Raw genomic sequence first — 25,025 nt, forward strand, 5'->3', positions numbered from 1 at the left:
TCCCGGGAGCAGGTCCTAGGGGATCGGATCGAATCCGAACACGGATCCCAGGAACCGCAGCTCGGCCCGGGCGGCCGCGATGATCGTGTCCGCCTGGCGGAACCCGTGTCCTTCGCCCTCGAACAGCACGTACTCGTGCGTGACACCGCGCGCGGCGAGCGCGTCGCGGATCGCCTCCGACTGCGACGGCGGCACGACCGCGTCGTCGGCGCCCTGCAGGATCAGCACCGGCACCTCGATGCGGTCCGCGTGCGTGAGCGGCGAGCGGTCGATGTAGGTCTGCTCGGCCTCGGGCAGCGACCCCACGAGGCCGTCGAGGTAGTAGCGCTCGAAGTCGTGCGTCTCCTCGGCCAGCAGCCGCAGATCCACGACGCCGTACCGGTCGAGGCCCGCGGCGAACATCCCGCCGCGCACGAGCGCGGACAGCACCGTCCAGCCGCCGGCGGACCCTCCGCGGATCGCGATGCGGGCGGGATCCGCGCGCCCGGCATCCGCCAGGCCCCGCGCCGCGGCCAGCACGTCGTCCACATCGACGATGCCCCACTGGCCGTCCAGCCGCTCGCGGTAGGCGCGGCCATAGCCGGTGGACCCGCCGTAGTTCACCTCGAGCACGCCGATGCCGCGGCTCGTGAAGTAGGTGATCCACCCCGCCTGTGCGCCCGAGGAATGGGCCGTCGGGCCGCCGTGCACCTGCACGACGTAGGGCGGGAGGGCGTGCGGATCCGCATCGGCATCCGGGTTCGCCGGGGCGTGGTCGAACGCGTGCACCGGGCCGTGCGGTCCGGCGAAGGTCACCGGGCGCGCACCGGGCACCCACGCGGGGTCGACCGGATCGCCGCCGCGGATCGCGCGCGCCACGCCCGCATCGAGATCCAGTTCCCAGAGCCCCGGAGTGACCCGTCGTCCCTGACCGGTGATCAGCACGCGGGATCCGTGCGCGTCCTCCAGGCTGAGATCGCCGTCGAAGGGCACGTCGAGCTCGCGCAGGAGCGCGCCGTCGGCGTCGAGCAGCACGAGGGCGTCGGACCCGTTGGTGCGGACGGCGAGGATCCTGCCGTCCTCGAGCACCCGGAACCAGCGCTGCCCGAGCACCCACAGTCCGCCGCCGGTGTCGGCGTCGGCCACGGAGAACGGCTCGATCGTGGCTGATGGTGTCGGCGCGGGAGGAGCCGACTGCACGCCGATGCGCGCACGGCGCAGGTTCCATCGGCCGGTCACATCGTCGGCGAACAGCAGTTCGTCGTCGGAGAGCCACTCGGGCTGCAGCGCCGCGCGCCCCGCGACCGGGGCTCGCGTGCCGGTCGCCAGGTCCACGACGAGCGCTTCGGACGCCTCCCACGGCATCCGCCGCACATCCCAGGTGACGACCGCGAGCCTCGTCCCATCGGGGGAGAGGGCCGGGTGGGCGAAGAAGCCATCGCCGCTGAGGATCGTGGCGACCGCGCTGTCGTCCTCGGCCGCCGATCCGTCCATCGGGATCTCGACGATCGCGCGCTGATGCGGGTCGGGGCGCAGGTCCTCGCGTACGGCGAACAGGCGCCCCTGCTGAACCCTGAGCCCGCCGTACCGCGGGCCCTGCGCCGTGAGCGGCACGGGCGCATCCGAGCCGGGATCCAGCCGGTGCACGCGCTGGCTCTCGCCGTCGACGAAGAGCAGGGTGCCGTCTTCGGCGACGGTCCACGCACCGCCGCCGTACTCGTGGACGCGGGAGCGGGCGCTCCACGGCGTGCGCAGCACCTCCTGCGCCGCGGCCTCGCCGTCGCGGCGCATCACGCGCATGCGTCCGCGCTCCTGCGGCACCGACTCGCTCCACCAGATCCCGCCCGCGGCATACCGGGCGCCGTCGATCTTCGTGCCGGCGACGGCGAGGTCCGATGCGGACAGCGGGGAGGGCCAGGATCCGTAGGGGGTGCTGCGCGTCGCGTTCTCCATCTGACCGAGTGTGTCATGCCGGAGACACGCTTTCGCCCGCTCAGGGACCGGACATAGGCTCGGCACAGGGTCGCCCGCGTACCGTTCGAGCATGAGCCGGTTCGCGAAGGTCACATCCTGGGGCGCCAGCGTCGTGCTGGGATTGAGCATCGCCCTGTCGGCGGCGCCGGCCCAGGCGTCGACTCCGGACGTCGTGCCTCAGGTGACGGATGCCTCCGCCGCGGGGCCGACCGTCGTGGCGATCGGCGACTCCATCATGGAGGGGCATGGCCTGGCCCCGGACCAGGCCTGGCCCGCGCTGCTCGCCCAGCGGTACGGATGGCGGCTGACGAATCTGGCCAGCGACGGCTCCGGATTCGCCACGGCCGGGAACAACGGCGACACCTTCGCCGACCAGGTCGCCGTCGCGCTCACCCTGCACCCGTCGATCGTGATCATCTCCGGCAGCAGCAATGACGTCGATCGCACGCCGTCGACCCTCTCTGCCGACACGGAGCAGACGCTGCAGACGCTGCGCGCCGGGCTGCCGGACGCGCAGATCCTGGTGGTCAGCCCGGTGTGGTCGGACACCCCGGAGCCGGATCGCCTGGCATCGATCGACGTGCAGACGGCCGGGGACGCGCAGGGCATCGGAGCCAGGGTGATCGACATCGGACAGCCGCTGAGCGGGCGCGCGGACCTGATGCTGCCCGATGACGTGCATCCCACCGCTCAAGGGCAGCAGGCCATCGCGCAGGCGGTGGCCCGGGCGCTGGCGACGCGGACGGCGCAGAGCGGATGACACATGGCGAAACACAGCACGCGTCGCAGGGCGGCGCCGCCTAGCGTGGGGTGACCGCCCCGACCCAGGAGAGAGATGTCCTTCGACGCGCCGCCGTTCGCCCCCGCCGGGGCCGTCGTTCCGCGCGTCCCGGTCTCCTTCGAGCTGTATCCGCCGCGCACCACGGCCCCGATCGAGGCGCTGCACGAGACGATCCAGCAGCTCGCCTCCGCGGCGCCGCGATTCATCTCGGTCACCTACGGGGCGGGCGGATCCGTGGGCGGACGCTCGCTCGACGTGCTGCGCTACATCCGCGAGCACACCGCCGTCGATCCGCTCGCGCACCTCACCTGCGTCGGCAACACGTACGCCGGAGCCTCGCGGCTGATCCGCGAGTTCCTCGACGCGGGGATCCTCAGCTTCCTCGCCCTGCGCGGCGACCCGCCGCTGGATGAGAGCCAGCCGTTCCTCGGCGACCTGGAGAGCTCGGCGCAGCTCGTGCAACTCATCGACCGCGCACAGGCCGAGCGGGCGCCGTACCAGGAACGGCCGATCCCGGGCGTTCCCGGAGCCGTGCAGGTCACGCCGCGCCGGAAGGTGAACATCGCGGTCGCGGCCTACCCCAACGGACACCCGCGGTCGACGTACCGCAACCAGGACATCGACGCGCTGCTGGCCAAGCAAGCCGCGGGGGCGACCCTCGCGATCACGCAGCTCTTCTTCCACCCGGACGACTACTTCGCCTTCGTCGAGCGCGCACGCCGTGCAGGGGTGACGATCCCGATCCTGCCCGGCATCATGCCGATCACCTCGCCCGCGCGCCTGCGCCGCGTGCTCGAGCTGAGCGGTGAGGAGCTTCCCGCCGAGCTGTCGATCGACCTCGAGGTGGAGCCGACCGCCGAGGGCCGCACCCGGATCGGCGTCGCGCATGCGGCCGAGCTGGTGCGCGAGCTCGTGGACGGCGGCGCCCCCGGGATCCACCTGTACGCGTTCAACCAGCACCGCACCGTGCTGGACGTGCTCACCGCCGCCGGGGTCATCCCCGAGGGCGGGGCGGCACCCCAGCCGGGCGACGCCCGCCGGCTCGCAGAGACCAGCGGCGCGCGCTGAGCCGCACCCTTCCCCATCCGTCAGAGAGGACCGTCATGACCGCATTCCCCGAGGGCACCGTCCTGGGCTACCCGCGCATCGGCCGTCGCCGTGAGCTCAAGAAGGCCGTCGAGGCGTTCTGGGCCGGACGGATCGACGAGGCCGAACTCGAGCGCACCGCCGCCGAGCTGCGCGCGACGACGCGCGAGCGCCTCGCCGCGCAGGGCCTCGGCCGCTCCGACTCGGCGATCCCCGAGTCGTTCTCCTACTACGACCAGGTGCTCGACGCCGCGGTCACGGTGGGCGCGATCCCTGCACGCTTCGAGGACCTCCGTTCCGCCGACGGCACGATCGGCCTGCCCGCGTACTTCACGGTCGCCCGCGGTGAGGGCGAGCGCGCCCCCCTCGAGATGACGAAGTGGTTCGACACGAACTACCACTACCTCGTGCCGGAGATCGGGCCGGACACCGTCTTCTCCCTCTCCAGCGACCGTGTGGTGCGTCAGGTGCAGGAGGCGGCGGAGGCCGGTTTCCGCACCCGTCCCGTGCTCGTAGGCCCCGTCACGTTCCTCGCCCTCGCCAAGGCCGCCGACGAGGCGCCGGAGGGCTTCGACCCGCTGTCGCGCCTGGATGACCTCGTCGCCGTCTACGCCGAGGTGCTGGGCGCGCTCAAGGCCGCCGGCGCGGAGTGGGTGCAGCTCGACGAGCCCGCGCTCGTGAGCGAGTCGCTGCCGGCCTCGGCGGCCGTGCTCGGCGCCGCCGCAGAGCGGGCGTACGCGGCGCTCGGCGGTCTCGCGGAGCGTCCGGCGATCTTCGTCGCGGCCCCGTACGCCGCCCTCGACGCGAACCTCGCCGTCCTCGCCGCGGCTCCGATCGAGGCGATCGGCCTCGACCTCGTGCGCGGCACCGTCCCCGCGGCCGTTCCCGGCCTCGCCGACAAGGTGCTCGTCGGCGGCGTGGTCGACGGGCACAACATCTGGCGGGGCGACCTCTCCGCGGCGTTCGATACGCTCGAGGCCCTGCGCGGGCTCGGCGCCGCCGGCGTGGCCGCGGCGACCTCGACCTCGCTGCAGCACGTGCCGCACGACGTCGCGGACGAGACGAAGCTCGACGCGCGCCTCGTGAGCTGGCTCGCCTTCGCCGACCAGAAGGTCGCTCAGGTCACGACCCTCGCCAAGGGCCTGGCCGAGGGGCGCGCCGCGATCTCCGCCGAGCTCGACGCCGCCTCGGCCGCGCTGGCCGACCGCCTCGGCGCTCCGGGCGTGCGCGTGGACGCCGTCCGCGCTCGCACCTCGGCGCTGACCGCCGCGGACTTCGACCGCGGCGACTACGAGGCCCGTGTGGCCGCGCAGTCGATCGCGCTCGACCTGCCCGCCCTGCCGCTGACGACCATCGGATCCTTCCCGCAGACGGGCGAGATCCGTCGCGCCCGCGCGCAGTTCACCAAGGGCGAGATCACCGCGGACGAGTACGACGGGTTCCTCCGCGAGGAGATCGGCCGAGTCGTGACGCTGCAGGAGGAACTCGGCCTGGACGTGCTCGTGCACGGAGAGCCCGAGCGCAACGACATGGTGCAGTACTTCGCGGAGAACCTCGACGGCTTCGACGTCACCGAGAACGGCTGGGTGCAGTCCTACGGATCCCGGGCCACGCGCCCGTCGATCCTCTGGGGCGACGTCTCCCGTCCTGCGCCGATCACGGTCGCGTGGTCGGAGTACGCGCAGTCCCTCACCGCGAAGCCGATGAAGGGCATGCTGACCGGCCCGGTCACGATCCTCGCCTGGTCGTTCGTCCGCGACGACCAGCCGCTCGCCGAGACGGCCAACCAGGTCGCCCTGGCGCTGCGCGACGAGATCGCAGACCTCGAGGCCGCCGGGATCGCCGTCATTCAGGTCGACGAGCCGGCGCTGCGCGAGCTGCTGCCGCTCAAGAAGGCCGACCAGCCGGCGTACCTCGACTGGTCCGTCGCCTCGTTCCGCCTGTCCACGGCGGGTGCGGAGACGGCGACGCAGGTGCACACGCACCTCTGCTACTCGGAGTTCGGCGTCGTGATCGACGCGATCCGCGCGCTCGACGCCGACGTCACGTCGATCGAGGCTGCGCGCAGCCGCATGGAGGTCGTCACCGACATCGCCGCGGCCGGCTTCGACCACGGCATCGGCCCCGGCGTGTACGACATCCACTCGCCGCGCGTGCCCGACGCCTCCGAGGTCGAGGCGCTCCTGCGCCGTGCGGTCGAGGAGATCCCGACGCGCCAGCTCTGGGTCAACCCGGACTGCGGCCTGAAGACCCGCGGCTACGAGGAGACCAACGCCTCGCTGCGCAACATCGTGGAGGCCACCCGCCGCGTCCGCGAGGACGTGTCGGTCGCGGTCTGAGCGACCGCGCCGGACGCCGTCCTTCGTCGAGGCCCCCTCGCAGCACCGAGGCCCCCTCTCAGATCCGGATCTGAGAGGGGGCCTCGGTGCGCAGAGGGGGCCTCGACGTGGATGGAGCGGGGAGCGGGAAGGCGCGGATCAGACCGCCCGCAGCACCGCCACGACCTTGCCGAGCACCGTGGCGTCGTCGCCCAGGATCGGCTCGAAGGCGCTGTTGCGGGGGAGCAGCCACACGTGGCCGTCCCGGCGGCGGAACGTCTTGACCGTGGCCTCGCCGTCGAGCATGGCCGCGACGATCTCGCCGTTCTCGGCGGTGCCCTGCGAGCGCACGACCACCCAGTCGCCGTCGCAGATGGCCGCGTCGATCATCGACTCGCCCGAGACCTTGAGCATGAACAGGTCGCCCTTGCCGACCAGCTGGCGGGGGAGGGGGAAGATCTCCTCGACCTGCTGCTCCGCGGTGATCGGCACTCCGGCCGCGATCCGGCCCACGAGGGGCACGAGCGCGGCGTCGCCGACCGAGGGCGCGGCGTCGGCCGGGTTCTCCGTGGAGAGGCCTGGCAGGTCGATGAGGACCTCCATGGCGCGGGTCTTGCCGGCGTCGCGACGCAGGTAGCCGCTGAGCTCGAGCTGCCCGAGCTGATGCGTCACGCTGCTGAGGGACTTGAGGCCCACGGCGTCGCCGATCTCGCGCATGCTCGGCGGGTAGCCGTACCGGGCGATCGAGGTCTGGATGACCTCGAGGATCGCCATCTGCTTCGCACTGAGGCTCTTGCGGCGCCGCGTCCGCGGGGCCTCGGAGCCGAGGTTCGCACCGTCGCTCATGCCATCTCCTTCGTGTGCATCGGGCCCTCGCGGATCCGGGGAATCGGCATGGATTCGCGGGCGGCGATTCGAATGTCGGTGGTCCGTGATGGGGTCTTCGTATCGAAACCGTATCCGAGATCGGCGCGGAATCGATAGATCTGTTCGAGCGTGTCGGCGATTCATCGGAACCGATATTCGAAGAACGCTTGACAGATGTTCGAACTCGAAAGTAGTTTCGGTACGTAGGTTCGCCTCTCCAGAGGCCCGGATTCGAAGATCCTCCACAGAGGATCCCGATCCGGGGAGAGGCGGACCGACACAGACACTGAGGAGAAGCACCATGAGCAGCATCACCTTCGCCGGTCCGGTTCCCGCCACGCGACTGCGGATCACCGCACGCGGCCGGCGCGTGCTCGCCGCGCTGGTCGCGCTCCCGGTGGCTGCGGCGATCGCGTTCGCGGCGCTGAGCGGCGGATCCGCGCTCGCCTCCGGAGAGCAGACGACGGGCAACACCTTCACGACCATCACCGTCCAGCCCGGCGACACCCTGTGGTCGATCGCGGGCGAGGTGGCGCCGAACGCCGATCCGCGCGACGTCGTCGCCAAGATCTCCCAGCTGAACCTCGTCGACGGCGGGGTGATCGAGGTCGGCCAGCACCTGGCCATCCCCGCGGAGTACGGCGCGACCGGTCGTTGATCTCGTCATGCGGCGCGTACGCCACAGCTGGGCCGCCTAGCATGGCAGGGTGACTGCCTCGCTCGACGACTTACCCCTTCGCGACGACCTCCGCGGGCTGCGCCCCTACGGCGCCCCGCAGGCGCCGCTGCCCGTGGCGCTGAACGTGAACGAGAACACGCATCCGGTTCCCGAGCAGGTCGCGAGCGACATCCTCGACGACATCGCCGTCGCGCTGCGCGACGTCAACCGCTACCCGGACCGCGAGTTCACCGAGCTCAGGGAGGCGTTCGCCGGTTACCTCGGCCACGGCCTCGGGGCCGCGAACATCTGGGCGGGCAACGGGTCCAACGAGGTGCTCCAGCACATCCTGCAGGCCTTCGCCGGCCCCGGCCGCTCCGTGTTCGGGTTCGCGCCGACCTACTCGATGTACCCGCTGCTCGCGCAGGGCACCGGCGCGACCTGGATCGCCGGTACGCGCCACCCCGACTACGAGCTGACCGTCGACGAGGCGGTCGCGCAGGTCCGGGAGCACGATCCCGACGTGATCCTGCTGTGCGCACCGAACAACCCCACGGGCACGCCGCTGCCGCTCGATGTGATCGAGGCGGTCTACGAGGCCGCGCGCGGCATCGTGATCGTCGACGAGGCCTACCAGGAGTTCGCCCCGAAGGACTCGCCGAGCGCACTGACGCTGCTCGAGGGGCGGCCGCGGCTCGCCGTGTCCCGCACCATGAGCAAGGCCTTCGCCTTCGCCGGCGCGCGGGTCGGCTACCTCGCCGCGGATCCGGCGTTCATCGACGCGCTGCGTCTCGTGCGCCTTCCGTACCACCTGAGCGCGCTCACCCAGGCGGCGGCCATCGCGGCGCTGCGGAACGCTCCCGTCATGCTCGCGATGGTCGACGAGATCGTCGCGCAGCGCGATCGGATCTCCGCGACTCTCGAGGCGCTGGGATACGCACCGCACCCCTCGTGGTCGAACTTCGTGCTCTTCGGAGGGGTCTCCGATCCCGCGGCGACCTGGCGTGCGCTCTACGACAGGGGCGTGCTGATCCGCGATGTCGGGATCCCGAACCACCTGCGCGTCACGGCCGGAACCGAGGCCGAGACCACCGCATTCCTGGACGCCCTCGCCTCGATAGGATCGGCCTCATGACCGCTGAGACCCCCGCTGCGGCCCGGACCGCGCGCCGCACCCGCTCCACGTCCGAGTCGACGATCGAGCTCCAGCTCGACCTCGACGGCACGGGTCAGAGCCACATCGACACCTCGGTCCCGTTCTTCGACCACCTGCTGACGGCGTTCGCGAAGCACTCGCTGACCGACCTGACCGTGCGCGCCTCGGGCGACACCCACATCGACGCGCACCACACGGTGGAGGACGTGGCGATCGTGCTCGGCCAGGCGATCCGCGAGGCCCTCGGCGACAAGAGCGGCATCTCCCGCTACGGCGACGCGCTCGTCCCGCTGGACGAGGCGCTCGTGCAGGCGGTCGTCGACATCTCGGGGCGCCCGTATCTCGTGCACGAGGGGGAGCCGGCCGGCTACGAGCACCACCTCATCGGCGGCCACTTCACCGGATCCCTCGTGCGTCACGTCTTCGAGGCGATCGCGTACAACGCCGCCCTGACCGTGCACGTGCGCGTGATCAGCGGTCGCGACCCGCACCACATCGCAGAGGCCGAGTTCAAGGCGTTCGCGCGGGCGTTCCGTCAGGCCAAGGCGCTCGACCCCCAGGTCGTCGGCGTGCCCTCGACCAAGGGGGCGCTGTGAGCGAGGGGGCGGAGGGGCGGCGTCCGACCGTCGCGGTCTTCGACTACGGATCCGGCAATGTGCACTCCGCCGTGAAGGCGCTGATCCGCGCCGGCGCGGACGCGCAGCTCACCGGTGACCGCACCGCGGCGCTCGAGGCCGACGGGCTCGTGGTGCCGGGCGTCGGTGCGTTCGCTGCGGTCCGCGAGGCGCTGGCCGCGCATCGCGGCGACGAGATCATCGAGCGGCGGCTGGCCGGCGGTCGTCCGGTGCTGGGCATCTGCGTGGGCATGCAGGTGCTGTTCGCGGGCGGCGTCGAGCGCGGCGCCGAGGTCGACGGACTCGGCGAGTGGCCCGGGATCGTGACCGAGCTCGACGCGCCGGTGCTGCCGCACATGGGCTGGAACACCGTGGAGCCGGACCCGGGCAGCGTGCTGTTCCGGGGGATCGAGCATGAGCGCTTCTACTTCGTGCACTCCTTCGCTGCGCAGTCCTGGGAGCTCGAGGTCATGCCGCCGTTCCCCGAGCCGCACCTCACCTGGGCCGAGCACGGCTCGCGCTTCCTCGCCGCGGTCGAGAACGGCCCGCTCTCGGCGACCCAGTTCCACCCGGAGAAGTCCGGAGAGGCGGGCATCCAGCTGCTCCGGAACTGGATCTCCACGCTCTGATCCGCCTGTGCCGCGCGACGGCGGAGGATTGGTGCCCCGACCGCGCGCGGACTACTCTCTTCTCTCGTGCCGCGCCCGAAGCGCGCGGTGCATCGTGACCCGAAGGACGACATGAACGAGTTCGCGCAGTCCCCCTCCCTGACCCTCCTCCCCGCGGTCGACGTCGCCGGCGGACAGGCCGTCCGCCTCACCCAGGGCGAGGCCGGAAGCGAGACGAGCTACGGCGATCCGATGGACGCCGCCGCGGAGTGGGTGGATCAGGGCGCCGAGTGGATCCACCTGGTCGACCTCGATGCCGCGTTCGGCCGTGGCAGCAACACGGCGATCCTGCGTCGCGTGATCAAGCAGTTCCGCGGCGTCAACGTCGAGCTGTCCGGCGGCATCCGCGACGACGCGAGCCTCGAGGCGGCGCTGGAGTCGGGTGCTGCCCGGATCAACCTCGGCACCGCGGCGCTCGAGAACCCCGAGTGGGCGGCCGACGTCATCGCCCGCTACGGCGACGCGGTGGCGGTGGGCCTGGACGTGCGCGGCACGACCCTCGCCGCCCGTGGCTGGACCAAGGAGGGCGGCGACCTCTGGACGGTCCTCGACCGCCTCGAGGACGCCGGCTGCAGCCGCTACGTCGTGACCGACGTCACCAAGGACGGCACGCTCAAGGGCCCGAACCTCGATCTGCTCCGCGAGATCACCGCGCGCACGCCGAAGCCCGTCGTGGCCTCGGGCGGCATCGCGAACCTCGACGACATCGCCGCGCTCCGCGAGCTCGTGCCGCTCGGCGTCGAGGGCGCGATCGTCGGCAAGGCGCTGTACGCCGGCGCGTTCACCCTGGCCGAGGCGCTGGATGTCGCCGGATCCTGACCACGCCGCGTCCGGGGCCTGCGATCACGATCACGACCACGGCGCGCACGACAACACGGGCGACTCCGCCGGGGTGCCCTGGGCGGGACGCTCCTTCCAGGAGAACACCCGCGCGAGCGATGACGGCTCCGCGGATCCCGCCCTCTGGGAGGCCCTGACGCGCTTCCGCGCCGGTGACGGCTCGCAGGCCGAGGTCGTGGACGCGTTCCGTGCAGCGCGCGTGCTCGTGCCGCTCGTCGCGGAGAAGGGCGAGGAGGGCGTGGCGCCGTCCGGCCTGACCGTGGACAAGACGCAGGAGCTCTCCCTCGTCACGGTCGCCGCGCCCGACGGCCGCACGGTGCAGCCGGCCTTCACGAGCGTGGACACCATGCGCTCCTGGGATCCGATCGCTCGCCCGATCCCGGTCGAGGCAGCCCGAGTGGCGCTCTCCGCGTCGTCGGGCGACGCGGAGCTGATCGTGCTGGATCCCGGATCGGCGACCGAGTTCGTGCTTCGCCGCCCCGCGGTGTGGGCGATCGCACAGGGGCAGCACTGGGAGCCGAGCTTCCTCTCGCCCGAGGTCTACGCGGGCCTCCTGGAGAGCGTCGGCAGCGAGCTCGCCGTGATCGACGTCGCCGTCTCCGCCGGCGACCCGGACGCGCGTCTGCGCGGGCCGGAGCTCATCGTCACGCTCGAGCTCGTCGAGGGACTGGACCGGGAGACGCTCGACGCGGTGCTCGCCCGCCTCGCCCAGCGCTGGGCCGCCGACGACCGCATCGCGGTGCTCGTCGACTCGCTCACCGTGCGCCTGCGCGCGAGCACCTGACGGCGGAAGCGAGCGAACTCGCCTCCGCCGGTGCGGACTCAGTTGACCGGTCCGGTCCACTTCTCGCCCGGACCCTGCCCGATCGGGTCGGGGATGACGGAGGCCTCGCGGAAGGCGAGCTGCACGGAGCGCAGGCCGTCGCGCAGGGAGCGCGCGTGCATGTCGCTGATCTCGGGGGCGGCGGCCGTGATGAGACCGGCCAGGGCGTTGATGAGCTTGCGCGCCTCGTCCAGGTCCTTCTGCGTCTCGGGGTCGTCCGCGAGGCCCACCTTGACCGCGGCCGCGCTCAGCAGGTGCACGGCGGCCGTGGTGATCACCTCGACCGCGGCGACATCCGCGATGTCGCGGGCGGCCCCCGACGCGTCGGGGGAGAGGGGGGTGACGTGCTCGTGGCCGTCGGGCGCGGGAGTGCTCACTGTGCCGGCTTTCCGAAGGTCTTGCCTTCTGATAGACTTCTGCGGGCTCCGGGACTTCTCGTCCCGGCACGAAAGAGGATTCACTTCCCACCCGCGCTTGCCGCTCAAGGCTACCGGGTTCAGCACTCCGCCGATTCACATCGGTAGCCGCTGTGCAGCGAAGGCTGCGCAGCGGGTCAGGGTGCCGCCGGCGTCTGAATGCCGGCGGGTGGGACGATTCTGATTTCGCCCGTGATCCGTCCGGATCACGGTGGCCGAAACCATCGTCTAAGGAGTCCGCATCAGCGATCCCCGCACCAATGAGCGCATCCGCGTCCCCGAGGTCCGCCTCGTCGGCCCCGCGGGTGAGCAGATCGGCGTCGTCCGTATCGAGGCGGCGCTGCGTCTTGCGCAGGAAGCCGACCTCGACCTCGTCGAGGTCGCCCCGAACTCGAAGCCTCCCGTGGTCAAGATCATGGACTACGGCAAGTTCAAGTACGAGGCGGCGCAGAAGGCGAAGGAAGCTCGCCGCAACCAGGCGAACACGATCCTGAAGGAGGTGCGCTTCCGTCTGAAGATCGAAGCGCACGACTACACGACGAAGCTCAAGCGCGCCGAGGGCTTCCTCAAGGCGGGCGACAAGGTGAAGGCGATGATCCTGTTCCGCGGCCGGGAGCAGTCCCGTCCCGAGCAGGGCGTGCGACTCCTCCGCAAGTTCGCGGAGGACGTGGCCGAGTTCGGCACGGTGGAGTCCAACCCCACCATCGACGGACGCAACATGGTCATGGTGGTCGCCCCGCTGAAGAACAAGTCCGAGGCGAAGGCCGAGCAGAACGCGGTGCGCGACGCGCAGCGCGCGGCCAACAAGCAGGCCGCCCGGGATGCCAAGGCGCCCGGCACTCCGGCCGCTCCGGCCGCACCGGCTGAGTGATCCCGGATCCCACAGCCCCACACAGACCTCCCGCACGACGGGCAGAACCCTGTCGCCCAGCTGGGCGCCATACGAAGGAAGAGAAGATGCCGAAGCAGAAGACCCACTCGGGTGCCAAGAAGCGCTTCAAGATCACCGGCAGCGGAAAGCTGAAGAAGCAGCAGGCCGGGATGCGCCACAACCTCGAGCTGAAGTCGAGCCGTCGCACCCGTCGCCTCAACCAGGACCAGGTGCTGTCGAAGGCAGACGCCAAGGTCGCCAAGAAGCTCCTCGGCCGCTGACGCCGATCGCACGATAGGAATACACGAAAATGGCTAGAGTCAAGCGCGCCGTCAACGCTCACAAGAAGCGCCGCGTCATCCTCGAGCGCGCCTCGGGTTACCGTGGCCAGCGCTCGCGCCTGTACCGCAAGGCGAAGGAGCAGGTCACCCACTCCCTCGTCTACGCGTACCGCGACCGTCGCAAGCGCAAGGGCGACTTCCGCCGTCTGTGGATCCAGCGCATCAACGCCGCTGCCCGCCAGAACGGCATCACGTACAACCGCTTCATCCAGGGCCTCGGTCTCGCCGGCGTCCAGGTCGACCGCCGCATGCTCGCCGAGCTCGCGGTGAACGAGCCGGCGACCTTCGCCGCTCTGGTCGAGACGGCCCGCAAGGCTCTGCCGGCGGACGTCAACGCGCCCAAGTCGGCTGCGTAAGCATCTGATTCACGAAGGGGCGTCGTCCGCGAGGACGGCGCCCCTTCGGTGTCCCTAGACTGTGAGGGTGCTGGAGAATCCCCGATCCCCGCGCGTGCGCGCCGTCGCCAAGCTCACCAAGCGCAGTGCCCGCACCGAGACCGGCCTGTTCCTTCTCGAGGGACCTCAGGCGGTGCGCGAGGCGCTGTCCTATCGTCCCGAGGCGATCGTCGAACTCTTCGCGACGCCGACAGCGTGGGACAAGCACGGCGATCTGCGCCAGGCGGCGGCCGGCGCCGACGTGCGCTTCGAGTACGTGACGGAGTTCGTGCTCGCGGCGATGGCCGACACCGTCACCCCGCAGGGGGTGGTCGCGGTCGCGCGGCAGACGCCCACCTCGGTGCGCGAGATCTTCGCCGCCTCGCCTCGTCTCGTCGCGATCTGCGAGGAGGTGCGCGACCCCGGCAACCTCGGCACGATCATCCGCGCCGCGGACGCCACCGGCGCCGACGCGGTCGTGCTCACCGGCCGCACGGTCGACCTGTACAACCCGAAGGTCGTGCGCTCGACCACCGGATCCCTGTTCCATCTGCCGGTCTCGGTCGGCGGGGAGCTCGCCGATGTCGTCGAACGGGCGCACGCCGCGGGCCTGCAGGTGGTCGCGGCCGACGTGAAGGGCGACGACCTGCTCGCGGCCCGCGCCGAGGGCGTGCTCGCGCGGCCCACTGCCTGGTTGTTCGGGAATGAGGCGCGCGGGCTCGAAGAACCTGCGCTGCAGCTGGCCGATCGGGCGCTGCGGCTGCCGATCTTCGGGAGGGCCGAATCGCTGAACCTCGCGACCGCCGCGAGCGTCTGCTTGTACGAGAGCGCGTTCGCGCAGCGGGCCTAGGGGCAGAAGGAGACACGCCCCCGGTATGAAGATCCTCATCGTCGAAGACGACGAACGCGTGGCCGATGCCCTTGCCGGCTTCCTCGGCCGCGCCGGCTACGCGGTCGAGCGCGCCGGGGACGGGCGCGGAGCGCTCGACATGCTCGGGACGGACACCGAGGCGGTGATCCTGGACCTCGGCCTCCCCGACATCGACGGCATCGAGCTGTGCCGCCGCATCCGCGCGGTCAGCGGGGTCCCGATCCTCATCGCCACGGCGCGCAGCCAGGTGCACGAGAGGATCCGAGGCCTGCGGGCCGGAGCGGACGACTTCCTCGTCAAGCCCTACGACGTGCAGGAGCTGCTGGCCCGCATCGAGGCGGTCACCCGCCGCAGCCATGCGATCGGCGCAGAGGTCGGTCCCGTGGGGATCGACATCGACGGCGTGCGGATCGATCTGGTCGCGCGCCGGGTGCTCGTGGACGGCGATCCCGTGGAGCTGACCCGCAAGGAGTTCGACATCGTCGCGGTGCTGGCCCGCTACCCGGGCGTGCCCGTGCCGAGGGAGCGGCTCATCCGCGAGGTGTGGAACACCGACTGGCAGAGCTTCGCACGCTCGCTCGAGGTGCACGTCGCCTCGATCCGCCGCAAGCTCGGGCGGCCCGCGCTCATCGAGACCGTGCGCGGCGTGGGCTACCGGCTGACCGGACTGTGACCCGTGCGCAAGCGCCTCGTCATCGTGTTCCTGGTGCCGCTCGCGGCCGTGCTGCTGCTGCTCGGCGGCGCGTACGGCTGGACAGCCTCGCGCGGCGTGCAGCAGAGCTTCTACACGCAGCAGGTCGGTGACATCGGCACCTTCGTGACGAGTGCGCGGCAGGCGCTGCTGTCCGGAAGCGCCGAGGTGCTGGACGGCGAGCTGCGGCGCTATCACGAGCTGTACGGCACGCGGGTGATCGTGGTCGACCGATCCGGCCGGCCGTGGTCGCCGCAGCAGGGCGACGCGCCGGTGCTGGACGACGCGACGGCGAACAAGGTGCAGCTCGCCCTCTCCGGACGGCGCAGCGATCTGCCGGAACCGGTCCTGCTGCCCTGGCAGTTCGCCGAACAGTCCCTCGTCGAGCCGATCTTCGACCAGGGCGACGTGATCGGCGCCGTGGTCATGTCGGCGAGCGTGGAGGCGCCGCGGGCCGAGATCGTGCGGCAGTGGATCCTGCTCGGCATCGTCAGCGTCATCGCGATCGGGATCGGCCTTCTCGTGGTGCTGGGGCTCGCGCGGTGGGTGCTCAAGCCCGTGCACCGTGTGGACGAGGCCATGGAGGCCATCGAGCGCGGAGACATGGAGGCGCGGATCGCGGACGACACGGGCCCGCCGGAGCTGCACCGGATGATCCTGCTCTTCAACCGCATGGCGGAGGAGATCGAGCGCGTCGTATCGCGGCAGCAGGAGTTCGCGCTCAACGCCTCGCACGAGCTGCGCAATCCGCTGAGCGCGCTGCTGCTGCGAGTGGAGTCGCTCGCCACGGGTCTGGACCGCGGCTGGGACGGCGAGGTCGAGGCCACGCGCGAGGAGGGCCGGCGGATGACCCGGATCCTGGACACGCTGCTGTCCTTCGCGCGCGGCGCGGATCCGGCCCCGCTGCGGGATCCGATCGATCTCGCCGCGCTCGCGGAGCGCCGGGTGGCGGCCTGGCGGGATGCGGCGGCCGCGAAGGGCGTCGCGCTCGTGCTGCACGTCGACGGGCCGGTGCGCTCGCGCACCGACGAGACCATCGCGGAGAGCGCGCTGGACGCGGTGATCGACAACGCCGTGAAGTTCTCGCCCGCCGGCACCGCGATCGAGGTCACGGCCGCGCGGGCCGAGGCGGGGTGCGAACTGTCGGTACGGGATCACGGCCCCGGCATCCCCGAGGAGGACCTCGCGCGCGCCACCGACCGGCACTGGCGCAGCGACCGGACCCGTGCGATCCCCGGAACCGGCCTCGGGCTCGCGATCGCCACGGATCTGCTGGCCACGGTCGACGCCGGGGTGCGGGTCGAGGCGGCGGACGGCGGCGGGCTCCACGTGGTCCTCGTGCTCCCGGCTGCGGAGGTGCGATGACGAGGCGACCCCTGCGTGCGTCGGCGCGGATGCTGCTCGCGCTCCTGCTGTGCGTGCTCAGCGCGTGCGGCCTCGCATCCTGCGCGCCCGCGGATCGCGGCTGGGCGGACAAGCCGCAGGCGATCGCGGGCGGGGGAGCGACCGGCGTGTACTACTCCTACGGTCAGCAGTTCGCCGATGCTCTGACCTCGCGTCTGGGAGCGCGGTTCGCCGTGCAGCAGACCAACGGATCCGTCGACAACCTGGAGCGGGTCGGATCCGGGCGCGCGGTGCTCGGATTCGCCCAGGGCGATGCGGTCGCCGACGCCGTGGCCGGCACCGGCGCCTTCCGCGAAGCCGTCCCGATCGTCGCGGTCGCGCGCCTCTACGACGAGTACGTGCACATCGTGGTCCGCGAGGGGTCCGACCTGCACGACCTCGGCGACCTCGCCGGGCGTGCGGTGTCCCTCGGCGCGCGCGGGTCGGGGGTGGAGCTCGTCGCGGGCCGGGTGCTCGCCGCCGCCCACGTCGACGCCGCCACGATCCGCAACCCCGAGCTGGGCCTGGAAGGCTCGATCGCCGCGCTGCGCAAGGGCGAGATCGAGGCCTTCTTCTGGGTCGGCGGATTGCCGACCCCCGGCATCGCCGCGCTCGCGGCCGACACCCCGATCCGGCTGCTCTCGATCCCGCCGTCCGTCGTCGAGGCGGTCAACACGGCGCATGCGGGGGCCTACCGGCAGGCGGACTTCCCGATCGGCGGCTACGGCATCGATTCCTCGACCGTGACGATGACCGTGCCGAACTATCTCGTCACCCGCGCGGACGCGCCGGAGGGCCTCATCCACGACGCGACCGCCGTGCTCTTCGACGAACGCGCGACGATCGCCCGGCATGCGCCGGCGGCCGCGCTGCTCGATCGACGGCAGGCGATCTTCACCGACCCGATCGCCCTGCACAGCGGGGCCGCGCGCTACTACCGCGAGACCCACGACTGACGCCCGCACGCGGATCCCTCCGACGGCGGCATCCGCCGAGGTATCTGCACCCGCCTCAAGAAAGGCTCAAGGAAACCCACGGGGCGTCTCCCGATCAATAGCCTCGTCGGGTCGGAGCCGTGGGGTTCCGGCACCAGCCCGAACATCCGGCCATTCGATTCGATGGAGAGTCAGCCATGACCGACGTCACCCCTGCTGCCGAACGTCCCGAACCCGCCGCTGCGCCCGTCGGCGCCCCCCTCGTCGTCGTGCAGAACGTGCAGAAGCACTATGGCGATTTCCAGGCTCTGACCGACATCGACCTCACCGTGCACAAGGGCGAGGTGGTCGTGATCATCGGCCCGTCCGGATCCGGCAAGTCCACGCTCTGCCGCACGATCAACCGGCTGGAGACCATCACCAGCGGCTCGATCACGATCGACGGCGAGGAGCTGCCCGCCGAGGGCAAGGGCCTGGCCCAACTGCGCGCCGACGTGGGCATGGTCTTCCAGTCGTTCAACCTCTTCGCCCACCTGACGATCCTGGAGAACGTCACGCTCGGACCGATCAAGGTCCGCGGGCTCAAGAAGGCGGATGCCGAGAAGGAGGCGATGCAGCTGCTCGAGCGCGTCGGCGTCGCCGCCCAGGCGTCGAAGCTGCCCGCGCAGCTCAGCGGCGGCCAGCAGCAGCGCGTCGCCATCGCACGCGCACTGGCCATGCACCCCAAGGTGATGCTCTTCGACGAGCCGACCAGCGCCCTGGACCCGGAGATGATCACCGAGGTCCTCGACGTCATGATCGAGCTCGCCGCGAGCGGCATGACGATGATCGTCGTCACGCACGAGATGGGCTTCGCCCGCAAGGCGGCGAACCGCGTCGTGTTCATGGCCGACGGCCGGATCCTCGAGGAGGCCCAGCCCGAGGAGTTCTTCACGAACCCGCGGTCCGACCGGGCCAAGGACTTCCTGTCCAAGCTCCTCACCCACTGACCTGATCCCCGCACCACAGCACCTGCAACGAAGGAGAAGCTCATGCGAAAGTCACGGATCCTCACGGGCATCGGCATCGCGGCCGTCGCCCTGATCGCCCTCACGGGCTGCAACAGCGGCAGCCCCACCAGCCCCGGAGCTACGGGGGAGGGCGTGAGCCCGACCAGCGACAAGCCGCTGTTCGAGGTCGCGAAGGACGTCAAGCTCGAAGGCAGCCCGACGTTCGACCGGATCACCAAAAACGGCAAGATCACGATCGGCGTCAAGGAGGACCAGCCCGGTCTCGGATTCAAGGATGCGACCACCGGCACGCGCAGCGGCTTCGACGTCGACATCGCGCGCTGGATCGCGGCCTCGCTCGGCTACAGCGAGGACAAGATCGAGTTCAAGCCGATCCCGTCCGCGAACCGCGAGCAGTCGATCGTGAACGGCGACATCGACTACTACGTCGGCACCTACTCGATCACCGACAAGCGCAAGGCCGTGATCGACTTCGCCGGCCCGTACTTCGTCACCGGGCAGGGCCTCCTGGTCCGCAAGGGCGAGGACACGATCAAGAGCGAGAAGGACCTCGCGGGCAAGACCGTCTGCTCCGCGACCGGGTCCACCCCGCTGCAGAACATCCAGGCGAACTTCCCCGACACCAAGACCGTCGGCCTCGACCTGTACTCCGCGTGCGTGGACCAGCTGATCAGCAAGCAGGTCGACGCGGTCACCACCGACCAGGCCATCCTGATCGGCTACGCCGCGCAGGACCCGACGGAGCTCAAGGTCGTGGGCGAGCCGTTCACCACCGAGCGCTACGGCGTCGGCCTCGCCAAGGGCGACACCGCGCTGCAGTCGTTCATCAACAAGATGTTCACCGACGGGGGCGACACCTGGAAGGCGATCTTCGAGAAGAACCTCGGTGCGAGCGGCCTGAAGGTCGCTCAGCCCGCCGTCGACAAGTGAGCCGCAGCGGCCGGCGGGACTGATCCCGCCGGCCGCGTCCCCTCCCGACGACATCCCCCATCCGAAGTCCTCGAACTCGAAGGAGAGATCGCGTGGACGCACTCCTGGGCAACCTCGACCTGTGGGGCAAGGCGACCCTGAACACGGTCCTGCTCTTCCTCGGCGGCGGCGCACTGGCGCTCGTGCTGGGCACCATCGTCGGCGCCATGCGGGTCTCGCCGGTGCCGATCGCCCGCGGCGTGGGCACGGTCTATGTGAATCTGGTCCGCAACACCCCGCTGACCCTGGTGTTCTTCTTCTTCGTGTTCGGCTATCCGAAGCTCGACCTGCCGGAGATCCCTTTCATGCCGCTGGGCATCATCGCGCTCGGCATCTACACGGCGACCTATGTCGCCGAAGTGCTGCGCGCGGGCATCAACACGGTGCCGGTGGGACAGGCCGAGGCAGCGCGCGCGATCGGGCTGTCCTTCGGGCAGGTCATGACGCTGGTGGTCATGCCGCAGGCGTTCCGCTCGGTCGTGCCGCCGATGATGAGCGTGTTCATCGCCCTGCTGAAGAACACCACGGTGGCGGCCGGGTTCTCGATCGCCGAACTCGCAGCGCTCCGCGCGACCGTCGCGGATTCGCCGAACCGCCCCGGCACCGTCATGGAGATCCTGCTCTGGGTCGCCGTGGTGTTCATCGTCCTGGTGTTCGTGCTCAGCCTCGTGCAACGGCACTTCGAGAAGAAGTGGAGGATCGTCCGATGAGCGGCGCATCCGTTCTCTACGACGTCCCCGGCCCCAGGGCCGTGGCCCGCAATCGCATCCTCGGCGCCGCCACCGTGCTCGTCGTCCTCGCGGCGATCGGCTTCGTCGTCTACCGCTTCGCCGTGACGGGGCAGTTCGACGCCGCCCGCTGGAACCTGTTCACCTACACGCTCGTCTGGCAGGGCATGGCTCAGGCGTTGTGGGCGACGGTCAGCGCGTTCCTCGCCGCGGCGGTCGGCAGCCTGGTCCTCGGCTTCGTGCTCGCGATCGGACGGCTCTCGGAGCACGCCTGGGTGCGGGTGCCCGTCACCGTCGTGATCGAGCTGCTCCGCGCCGTGCCGGTGCTGGTCATGATGATGATCTTCTTCTACGGCGTGAACTCGATCCCGGGGTCGACCTTCCGCATGTCGGCGTACGCGGCCGTCGTGATCGGTCTCGTCCTGTACAACGGATCGGTGCTCGCCGAGGCCCTGCGCGCGGGCGTGGAAGCACTGCCGCGCGGTCAGAAGGAGGCCGGCTACGCGATCGGCCTGCGGAAGTCCGGCGTGATGGCGTTCATCCTGCTCCCTCAGGCGATCCGGGCCATGCTGCCGATCATCGTCGCGCAGCTCGTCGTGACCCTGAAGGACACCGCGCTCGGCTTCATCATCACCTACCCAGAGCTCATCTACTACGCCAAGTACCTCAGCTCGCAGCCGGGCAGGCCGCTGCTGCAGGCGGGCTTGATCGTCGCAGTCATCTACATCTCGATGTGCCTGATCCTGTCCGGCGTCGCGAAGTGGCTCGAGGTGCGCACCCGGCGCTCGCCGAAGGTCCACCATGACGCCGGCAACGCCGCGGCGGACGACGAGTCGACCCTGACCGAGGTCATCGCCCTGCAGGGGCGCGCCGGCCGGCTCGACTCCGGCGGCGGGCAGTTCTGAGACTCCGGCGCGCTCAGTGAGGGGCTGAGCGCGCCGGTACCTTCGCGCGGGCCGGGCTCCGGCACGCCGGTAGACTCGGTTCTCGTGTCCGACAACGCACAGACCACATCTGAGATCACCCCCGAGGCGGTGGAGACCGCCGTCGAGGCCGCGCTCGTCGCGATCGGATCCGCGGCCGACACCGCCCAGCTGAAGGCCGCACGCGCCGCGCACGTCGCCGAGGGATCGCCTCTCGCGATCCTCAACGCCTCCATGCGCCAGGTCGCGCCCGAGCACAAGGCCGCGTTCGGCAAGCTCATCGGCCAGGGCCGCGGGCGCGTCACGCAGGCGCTCGCCGCGAAGGAGGCGGAGCTGGCCGAGGCCGAGACCGCCGCGCGGCTCGAGGCCGAGCGCGTCGACATCACCGCGGTCGCCTCGCGCACCCGCGTGGGAGCCCGGCACCCGCTCACCCTGCTGCAGGAGCAGATCAGCGACGTGTTCGTCGGCATGGGGTGGGAGATCGCCGAGGGCCCGGAGCTCGAGCACGAGTGGTTCAACTTCGATGCCCTCAACTTCGACGTCGATCACCCGGCACGCCAGGAGCAGGACACGTTCTACGTGGATCCGCCCTCGCGCCACCTCGTGATGCGCACGCACACCAGCCCGGTGCAGGTGCGGTCGATGCTCGATCGCGAAGTGCCGATCTACGTGCTGTGCCCCGGGCGGGTCTACCGCACCGACGAGTTCGACGCGACCCACCTGCCGGTGTTCACCCAGTTCGAGGGCCTCGTCGTCGACAAGGGCATCTCGATGGCGCACCTCAAGGGCACGCTCGACCACGTCGCGCGCCAGCTCTTCGGCCCGGAGGCGAAGACCCGCTTCCGCACGAACTTCTTCCCCTTCACGGAGCCCTCCGCCGAGCTCGATCTGTGGCACCCGACCTTCAAGGGCGGCGCGCGCTGGATCGAGTGGGGCGGCTGCGGCATGGTCAACCCCCACGTGCTGCGCGCGGCGGGGATCGACCCCGACGTGTACAGCGGCTTCGCGTTCGGCATGGGCGTGGAGCGCGCGCTCATGTTCCGCAGCGACGTGCAGGACATGCGCGACATGGCCGAGGGCGATGTCCGTTTCAGCGAGCAGTTCGGGATGGTGGTGTGATGCGCGTCCCGCTTTCGTGGCTGCGTGAGTACGTGGATGTGGCCGAGACGGCCACGCCGGACGACGTCTTCGCGGCGCTCGTCTCCGTGGGCTTCGAGGAGGAGGAGCTGCACGGCTTCGACATCTCGGGTCCGGTCGTGGTCGGACAGGTCCTCTCCTTCGAGGAGGAGCCCCAGTCCAACGGCAAGACCATCCGCTGGTGCCAGGTCGATGTCGCAGAGGCGAACGGCGGTGTCCGCGGCATCGTCTGCGGCGCGAGCAACTTCGCCGTCGGCGACAAGGTCGTCGTGACCCTGCCCGGCGCGGTGCTGCCTGGACCGTTCCCGATCGCCGCGCGCAAGACCTACGGGCACGTGTCCGACGGCATGATCGCCTCGGCCCGTGAGCTGGGGCTCGGCGACGAGCACAACGGGATCCTGATCCTCTCCGAGCTCGGCATCGACGCGCCCGTCGGCACCGACGCGATCGCGCTGCTGGGCCTGGACGACGTCGCGGTCGACGTGAACGTCACGCCCGACCGCGGCTACGCGTTCTCGCTCCGCGGCATCGCCCGCGAGTACGCGCACGCGACGGGGGCGGACTTCCGCGACCCCGCCGACCGCGACTTCGCCGAGCTGCAGCCGGGCACCGGCCGCACCGCCATCGTGGAGGACGGGGCGCCGATCCGCGGCGCCGTCGGCGCGACCGAGTTCGTGACGCGCGTGGTGCGCGGCGTGGATCCGTCCCGGCCCACCCCGCCCTGGATGATCGCGCGCCTCACGCTCGCGGGCATGCGCTCGCTCGGCGTGCTCATCGACATCACGAACTACGTGATGCTCGAGCTCGGCAACCCCGTGCACGGCTACGACCTGGACAAGCTCGACGGGAACATCGTGATCCGCCGCGCCGCGCAGGGCGAGAAGATGGTCACCCTCGACGGCCAGGAGCGGATCCTGCACGCCGAGGACCTCCTCATCACCGACGGATCGGGTCCGATCGGGCTCGCCGGCGTCATGGGGGGCGGCACCACCGAGATGAGCGGGACCACGCGCAACGTGCTGATCGAGGCGGCGACGTTCGACCCGATCACGATCGCGCGCTCCGCCCGCCGGCACAAGCTGCCCAGCGAGGCGTCCAAGCGCTTCGAGCGCGGTGTCGATCCGCTCATCCCGTTCGCGGCCGCGCGTCGCGTCGCGGACCTCATGGTCGACCTCGCCGGCGGCACGCTGACCGAGGAAGGCGGCGCGCTCTTCGCCGAGGTCTTCATCGAGGGCATCGACCTCCCGGCCGGCTTCGTGCAGGGACTCATCGGCGTCGACTACACCGACGCCGAGGTGACGGGCGCGCTCGAGACGATCGGCGCCGAGGTCACGGCCGTCGGCCCTTCGGCGGGCTCAGGGACCGGGTGGAACGTGATCCCGCCGAGCTGGCGTCCCGACCTCACCGACAAGTGGTCGCTGGCGGAGGAGGTCGCACGCATCCACGGCCTGGACCGGATCCCGTCCGTGCTGCCGACGCCGCCGTCCGGCCGCGGCCTCACCGACCTGCAGCAGGGCCGGCGTCGCGTCGCGAACGCCCTGGCCGCCGCAGGACTCGTGGAGACCCCGGCGTTCCCGTTCACCACGCAGGAGCAGAACGACCTGCACGGCTCGGCCTCGGGGGAGAGCCTCCCCGGCGTGCGCCTGGCGAACCCGCTCGACGGGCAGGCGCCGTTCCTGCGCCGTTCGCTGCTCCCCGGCCTGCTGCAGATCGCGCACCGCAACATCGCGCGCGGCCTCGTGGATCTCGCGATCTTCGAGACCGGCGTCGTGTTCCTGCCCGAGCCGGGCGTGGTCTACGGCACCGACGAGGTGCCGCCGCTCGGCGTCAAGCCCTCGGACGAGACCCTCGCGGCCCTCGACGCCTCGATCCCGCCGCAGGCCCGTCTCGTCGCGGCGCTGTTCACCGGTCACGTCACCCCCCGCCAGCCGGGACGGGCGGCCGAGGAGTACGGCCTCAGCGAGGCGCTCGACGCCGTGCGCGTGATCGCGGATGCCGCCGGCGTCGAGATCGACGTCGTGCAGGGCCGTCGTGCGGCGCTGCACCCGGGACGCACCGGCGTGCTGCAGGTGCGCGACGCCACGGGCTCCGTGACCGAGGTGGGCTACGTCGGCGAGCTGCACCCGCAGGTCTCGGCGGATGCCGACCTGCCCGGGCGCGCGGTGGTGCTCGAGCTCGACCTGGACGGCGTCCTTGCGCTGGCGGGGGAGCGCGTGGTCGCCGCGTCGCTGTCGACCTACCCCGCCGCGACGCAGGACGTGTCGCTCGTGGTCGATGCCGGGATCCCCGCCGCCGAGGTGAGCGCGGCCCTGTCCGAGGGCGCGGGCGCGCTCCTCGAGTCGGTCCGCCTCGTCGACGACTACCGCGGCGAGGGCGTCGCGGACGGAGCCAAGAGCCTGAGCTTCGCGCTGCGCTTCCGGGCCGACGACCGCACGCTGACCGCCGCCGAGGCGACCGAGGCGAAGCTCGCCGGCGTCGCCGTGGCGACCGAGCGGTTCGGGGCCCAGATCCGCGACTGAGACGCGACACAGACGCACGACAGGGGAACGCCTGCACGACCGGATCCGCGGATCCCTCGTGCAGGCGTTCCTTCATCGTGCATCCGTCGCGCG

Annotated in this window: 25 protein-coding genes; 22 read left to right on the plus strand and 3 right to left on the minus strand. The window is 71.1% G+C overall.

Translation table 11 applies throughout. The annotated features are described in order from the left end of the window. Positions 1–15: 15 nt before the first annotated feature. Complete coding sequence (locus ACIPY5_RS18145) at positions 16–1,932, minus strand: prolyl oligopeptidase family serine peptidase (protein WP_400973209.1); 1,917 nt, start codon at positions 1,930–1,932, stop codon at positions 16–18. 91 nt (positions 1,933–2,023) lie between these two features. On the opposite strand from ACIPY5_RS18145, the gene ACIPY5_RS18150 reads away from it, so the two are divergent. The 3 genes from ACIPY5_RS18150 (at position 2,024) to metE (ending at position 6,159) form a co-directional block, all read left to right on the plus strand. After that, entirely contained in the window at positions 2,024–2,713 is a 690-nt protein-coding gene (locus ACIPY5_RS18150; protein WP_400973211.1) for an SGNH/GDSL hydrolase family protein, read from the plus strand. Between the two features lie 75 nt (positions 2,714–2,788). Further along, the gene (locus tag ACIPY5_RS18155) at positions 2,789–3,802 is read left to right on the plus strand and encodes a methylenetetrahydrofolate reductase (RefSeq protein ID WP_400973212.1); all 1,014 of its coding nucleotides are present in this window, start codon (positions 2,789–2,791) and stop codon (positions 3,800–3,802) included. Positions 3,803–3,837: 35 nt separating this feature from the next. Continuing rightward, on the plus strand, positions 3,838–6,159 hold the full coding sequence (gene metE / locus ACIPY5_RS18160; RefSeq protein ID WP_400973215.1) for a 5-methyltetrahydropteroyltriglutamate--homocysteine S-methyltransferase: 2,322 nt from the start codon (positions 3,838–3,840) through the stop codon (positions 6,157–6,159). A 138-nt stretch (positions 6,160–6,297) separates the two neighbouring features. On the opposite strand, the gene lexA is transcribed toward metE, so the two are convergent. Continuing rightward, positions 6,298–6,984 (minus strand): transcriptional repressor LexA, encoded by a 687-nt coding sequence (gene lexA / locus ACIPY5_RS18165; protein WP_309356953.1) that lies wholly within the window; start codon positions 6,982–6,984, stop codon positions 6,298–6,300. 322 nt (positions 6,985–7,306) lie between these two features. Between lexA and ACIPY5_RS18170 the strand changes: the two genes are divergently transcribed. The 6 genes from ACIPY5_RS18170 (at position 7,307) to ACIPY5_RS18195 (ending at position 11,725) form a co-directional block, all read left to right on the plus strand. Beyond that, positions 7,307–7,663 carry a LysM peptidoglycan-binding domain-containing protein gene (locus tag ACIPY5_RS18170; RefSeq protein ID WP_375907084.1) on the plus strand — a complete coding sequence of 119 codons (357 nt, stop codon included), beginning with the start codon at positions 7,307–7,309 and terminating at the stop codon, positions 7,661–7,663. Between the two features lie 49 nt (positions 7,664–7,712). After that, complete coding sequence (locus ACIPY5_RS18175) at positions 7,713–8,798, plus strand: histidinol-phosphate transaminase (RefSeq protein WP_400973219.1); 1,086 nt, start codon at positions 7,713–7,715, stop codon at positions 8,796–8,798. Next, on the plus strand, positions 8,795–9,415 hold the full coding sequence (gene hisB / locus ACIPY5_RS18180; protein WP_309356956.1) for an imidazoleglycerol-phosphate dehydratase HisB: 621 nt from the start codon (positions 8,795–8,797) through the stop codon (positions 9,413–9,415). Before ACIPY5_RS18175 ends, hisB begins: the two co-directional genes overlap by 4 nt. After that, on the plus strand, positions 9,412–10,062 hold the full coding sequence (gene hisH / locus ACIPY5_RS18185; protein ID WP_400973222.1) for an imidazole glycerol phosphate synthase subunit HisH: 651 nt from the start codon (positions 9,412–9,414) through the stop codon (positions 10,060–10,062). The genes hisB and hisH overlap by 4 nt, the downstream gene beginning before the upstream one ends. Positions 10,063–10,173: 111 nt before the next feature. Beyond that, positions 10,174–10,920, plus strand: coding sequence for a bifunctional 1-(5-phosphoribosyl)-5-((5-phosphoribosylamino)methylideneamino)imidazole-4-carboxamide isomerase/phosphoribosylanthranilate isomerase PriA (gene priA, locus ACIPY5_RS18190; protein ID WP_309340704.1), 747 nt, complete (start codon positions 10,174–10,176; stop codon positions 10,918–10,920). Further along, a complete protein-coding gene (locus ACIPY5_RS18195) occupies positions 10,904–11,725 on the plus strand; it encodes an SseB family protein (RefSeq protein WP_400973224.1) in 822 nt (273 codons plus the stop codon). The genes priA and ACIPY5_RS18195 overlap by 17 nt, the downstream gene beginning before the upstream one ends. 38 nt (positions 11,726–11,763) lie before the next feature. On the opposite strand, the gene ACIPY5_RS18200 is transcribed toward ACIPY5_RS18195, so the two are convergent. Then, a complete protein-coding gene (locus ACIPY5_RS18200) occupies positions 11,764–12,141 on the minus strand; it encodes a DUF1844 domain-containing protein (protein ID WP_374954868.1) in 378 nt (125 codons plus the stop codon). A gap of 307 nt (positions 12,142–12,448) precedes the next feature. Between ACIPY5_RS18200 and infC the strand changes: the two genes are divergently transcribed. The 13 genes from infC (at position 12,449) to pheT (ending at position 24,932) form a co-directional block, all read left to right on the plus strand. After that, positions 12,449–13,051, plus strand: a complete 603-nt coding sequence (gene infC / locus ACIPY5_RS18205) for a translation initiation factor IF-3 (protein WP_396652888.1) — start codon at positions 12,449–12,451, stop codon at positions 13,049–13,051. An 86-nt stretch (positions 13,052–13,137) separates the two neighbouring features. Next, positions 13,138–13,332, plus strand: a complete 195-nt coding sequence (gene rpmI, locus ACIPY5_RS18210; RefSeq protein ID WP_182253581.1) for a 50S ribosomal protein L35 — start codon at positions 13,138–13,140, stop codon at positions 13,330–13,332. A 29-nt stretch (positions 13,333–13,361) separates the two neighbouring features. After that, the gene (gene rplT, locus ACIPY5_RS18215) at positions 13,362–13,748 is read left to right on the plus strand and encodes a 50S ribosomal protein L20 (protein WP_045272308.1); all 387 of its coding nucleotides are present in this window, start codon (positions 13,362–13,364) and stop codon (positions 13,746–13,748) included. A 67-nt stretch (positions 13,749–13,815) separates the two neighbouring features. Further along, on the plus strand, positions 13,816–14,616 hold the full coding sequence (locus ACIPY5_RS18220; protein WP_400973229.1) for a TrmH family RNA methyltransferase: 801 nt from the start codon (positions 13,816–13,818) through the stop codon (positions 14,614–14,616). Positions 14,617–14,641: 25 nt separating this feature from the next. Then, positions 14,642–15,310 (plus strand): response regulator transcription factor, encoded by a 669-nt coding sequence (locus ACIPY5_RS18225; protein ID WP_309356844.1) that lies wholly within the window; start codon positions 14,642–14,644, stop codon positions 15,308–15,310. Positions 15,311–15,313: 3 nt separating this feature from the next. Next, a complete protein-coding gene (locus ACIPY5_RS18230; RefSeq protein WP_400973232.1) occupies positions 15,314–16,693 on the plus strand; it encodes a sensor histidine kinase in 1,380 nt (459 codons plus the stop codon). Next, entirely contained in the window at positions 16,690–17,667 is a 978-nt protein-coding gene (locus ACIPY5_RS18235) for a TAXI family TRAP transporter solute-binding subunit (RefSeq protein ID WP_400973235.1), read from the plus strand. Before ACIPY5_RS18230 ends, ACIPY5_RS18235 begins: the two co-directional genes overlap by 4 nt. Before the next feature lie 176 nt (positions 17,668–17,843). Further along, the gene (locus ACIPY5_RS18240; protein WP_309356841.1) at positions 17,844–18,635 is read left to right on the plus strand and encodes an amino acid ABC transporter ATP-binding protein; all 792 of its coding nucleotides are present in this window, start codon (positions 17,844–17,846) and stop codon (positions 18,633–18,635) included. A 42-nt stretch (positions 18,636–18,677) separates the two neighbouring features. Then, positions 18,678–19,586, plus strand: a complete 909-nt coding sequence (locus ACIPY5_RS18245; protein WP_400973239.1) for a glutamate ABC transporter substrate-binding protein — start codon at positions 18,678–18,680, stop codon at positions 19,584–19,586. A gap of 92 nt (positions 19,587–19,678) precedes the next feature. Next, positions 19,679–20,335, plus strand: a complete 657-nt coding sequence (locus ACIPY5_RS18250; protein WP_309356839.1) for an amino acid ABC transporter permease — start codon at positions 19,679–19,681, stop codon at positions 20,333–20,335. Continuing rightward, positions 20,332–21,258: an amino acid ABC transporter permease gene (locus ACIPY5_RS18255; RefSeq protein WP_400973242.1), complete on the plus strand. Its 927-nt coding sequence runs from the start codon at positions 20,332–20,334 to the stop codon at positions 21,256–21,258. The genes ACIPY5_RS18250 and ACIPY5_RS18255 overlap by 4 nt, the downstream gene beginning before the upstream one ends. 84 nt (positions 21,259–21,342) lie before the next feature. After that, on the plus strand, positions 21,343–22,395 hold the full coding sequence (pheS, locus tag ACIPY5_RS18260; protein ID WP_400973245.1) for a phenylalanine--tRNA ligase subunit alpha: 1,053 nt from the start codon (positions 21,343–21,345) through the stop codon (positions 22,393–22,395). After that, the gene (pheT, locus tag ACIPY5_RS18265; protein ID WP_400973248.1) at positions 22,395–24,932 is read left to right on the plus strand and encodes a phenylalanine--tRNA ligase subunit beta; all 2,538 of its coding nucleotides are present in this window, start codon (positions 22,395–22,397) and stop codon (positions 24,930–24,932) included. The genes pheS and pheT overlap by 1 nt, the downstream gene beginning before the upstream one ends. Positions 24,933–25,025 lie beyond the last annotated feature (93 nt).

The sequence above is a fragment of the Microbacterium sp. NPDC089698 genome (genome assembly GCF_044749045.1).
Taxonomy (GTDB): domain Bacteria; phylum Actinomycetota; class Actinomycetes; order Actinomycetales; family Microbacteriaceae; genus Microbacterium.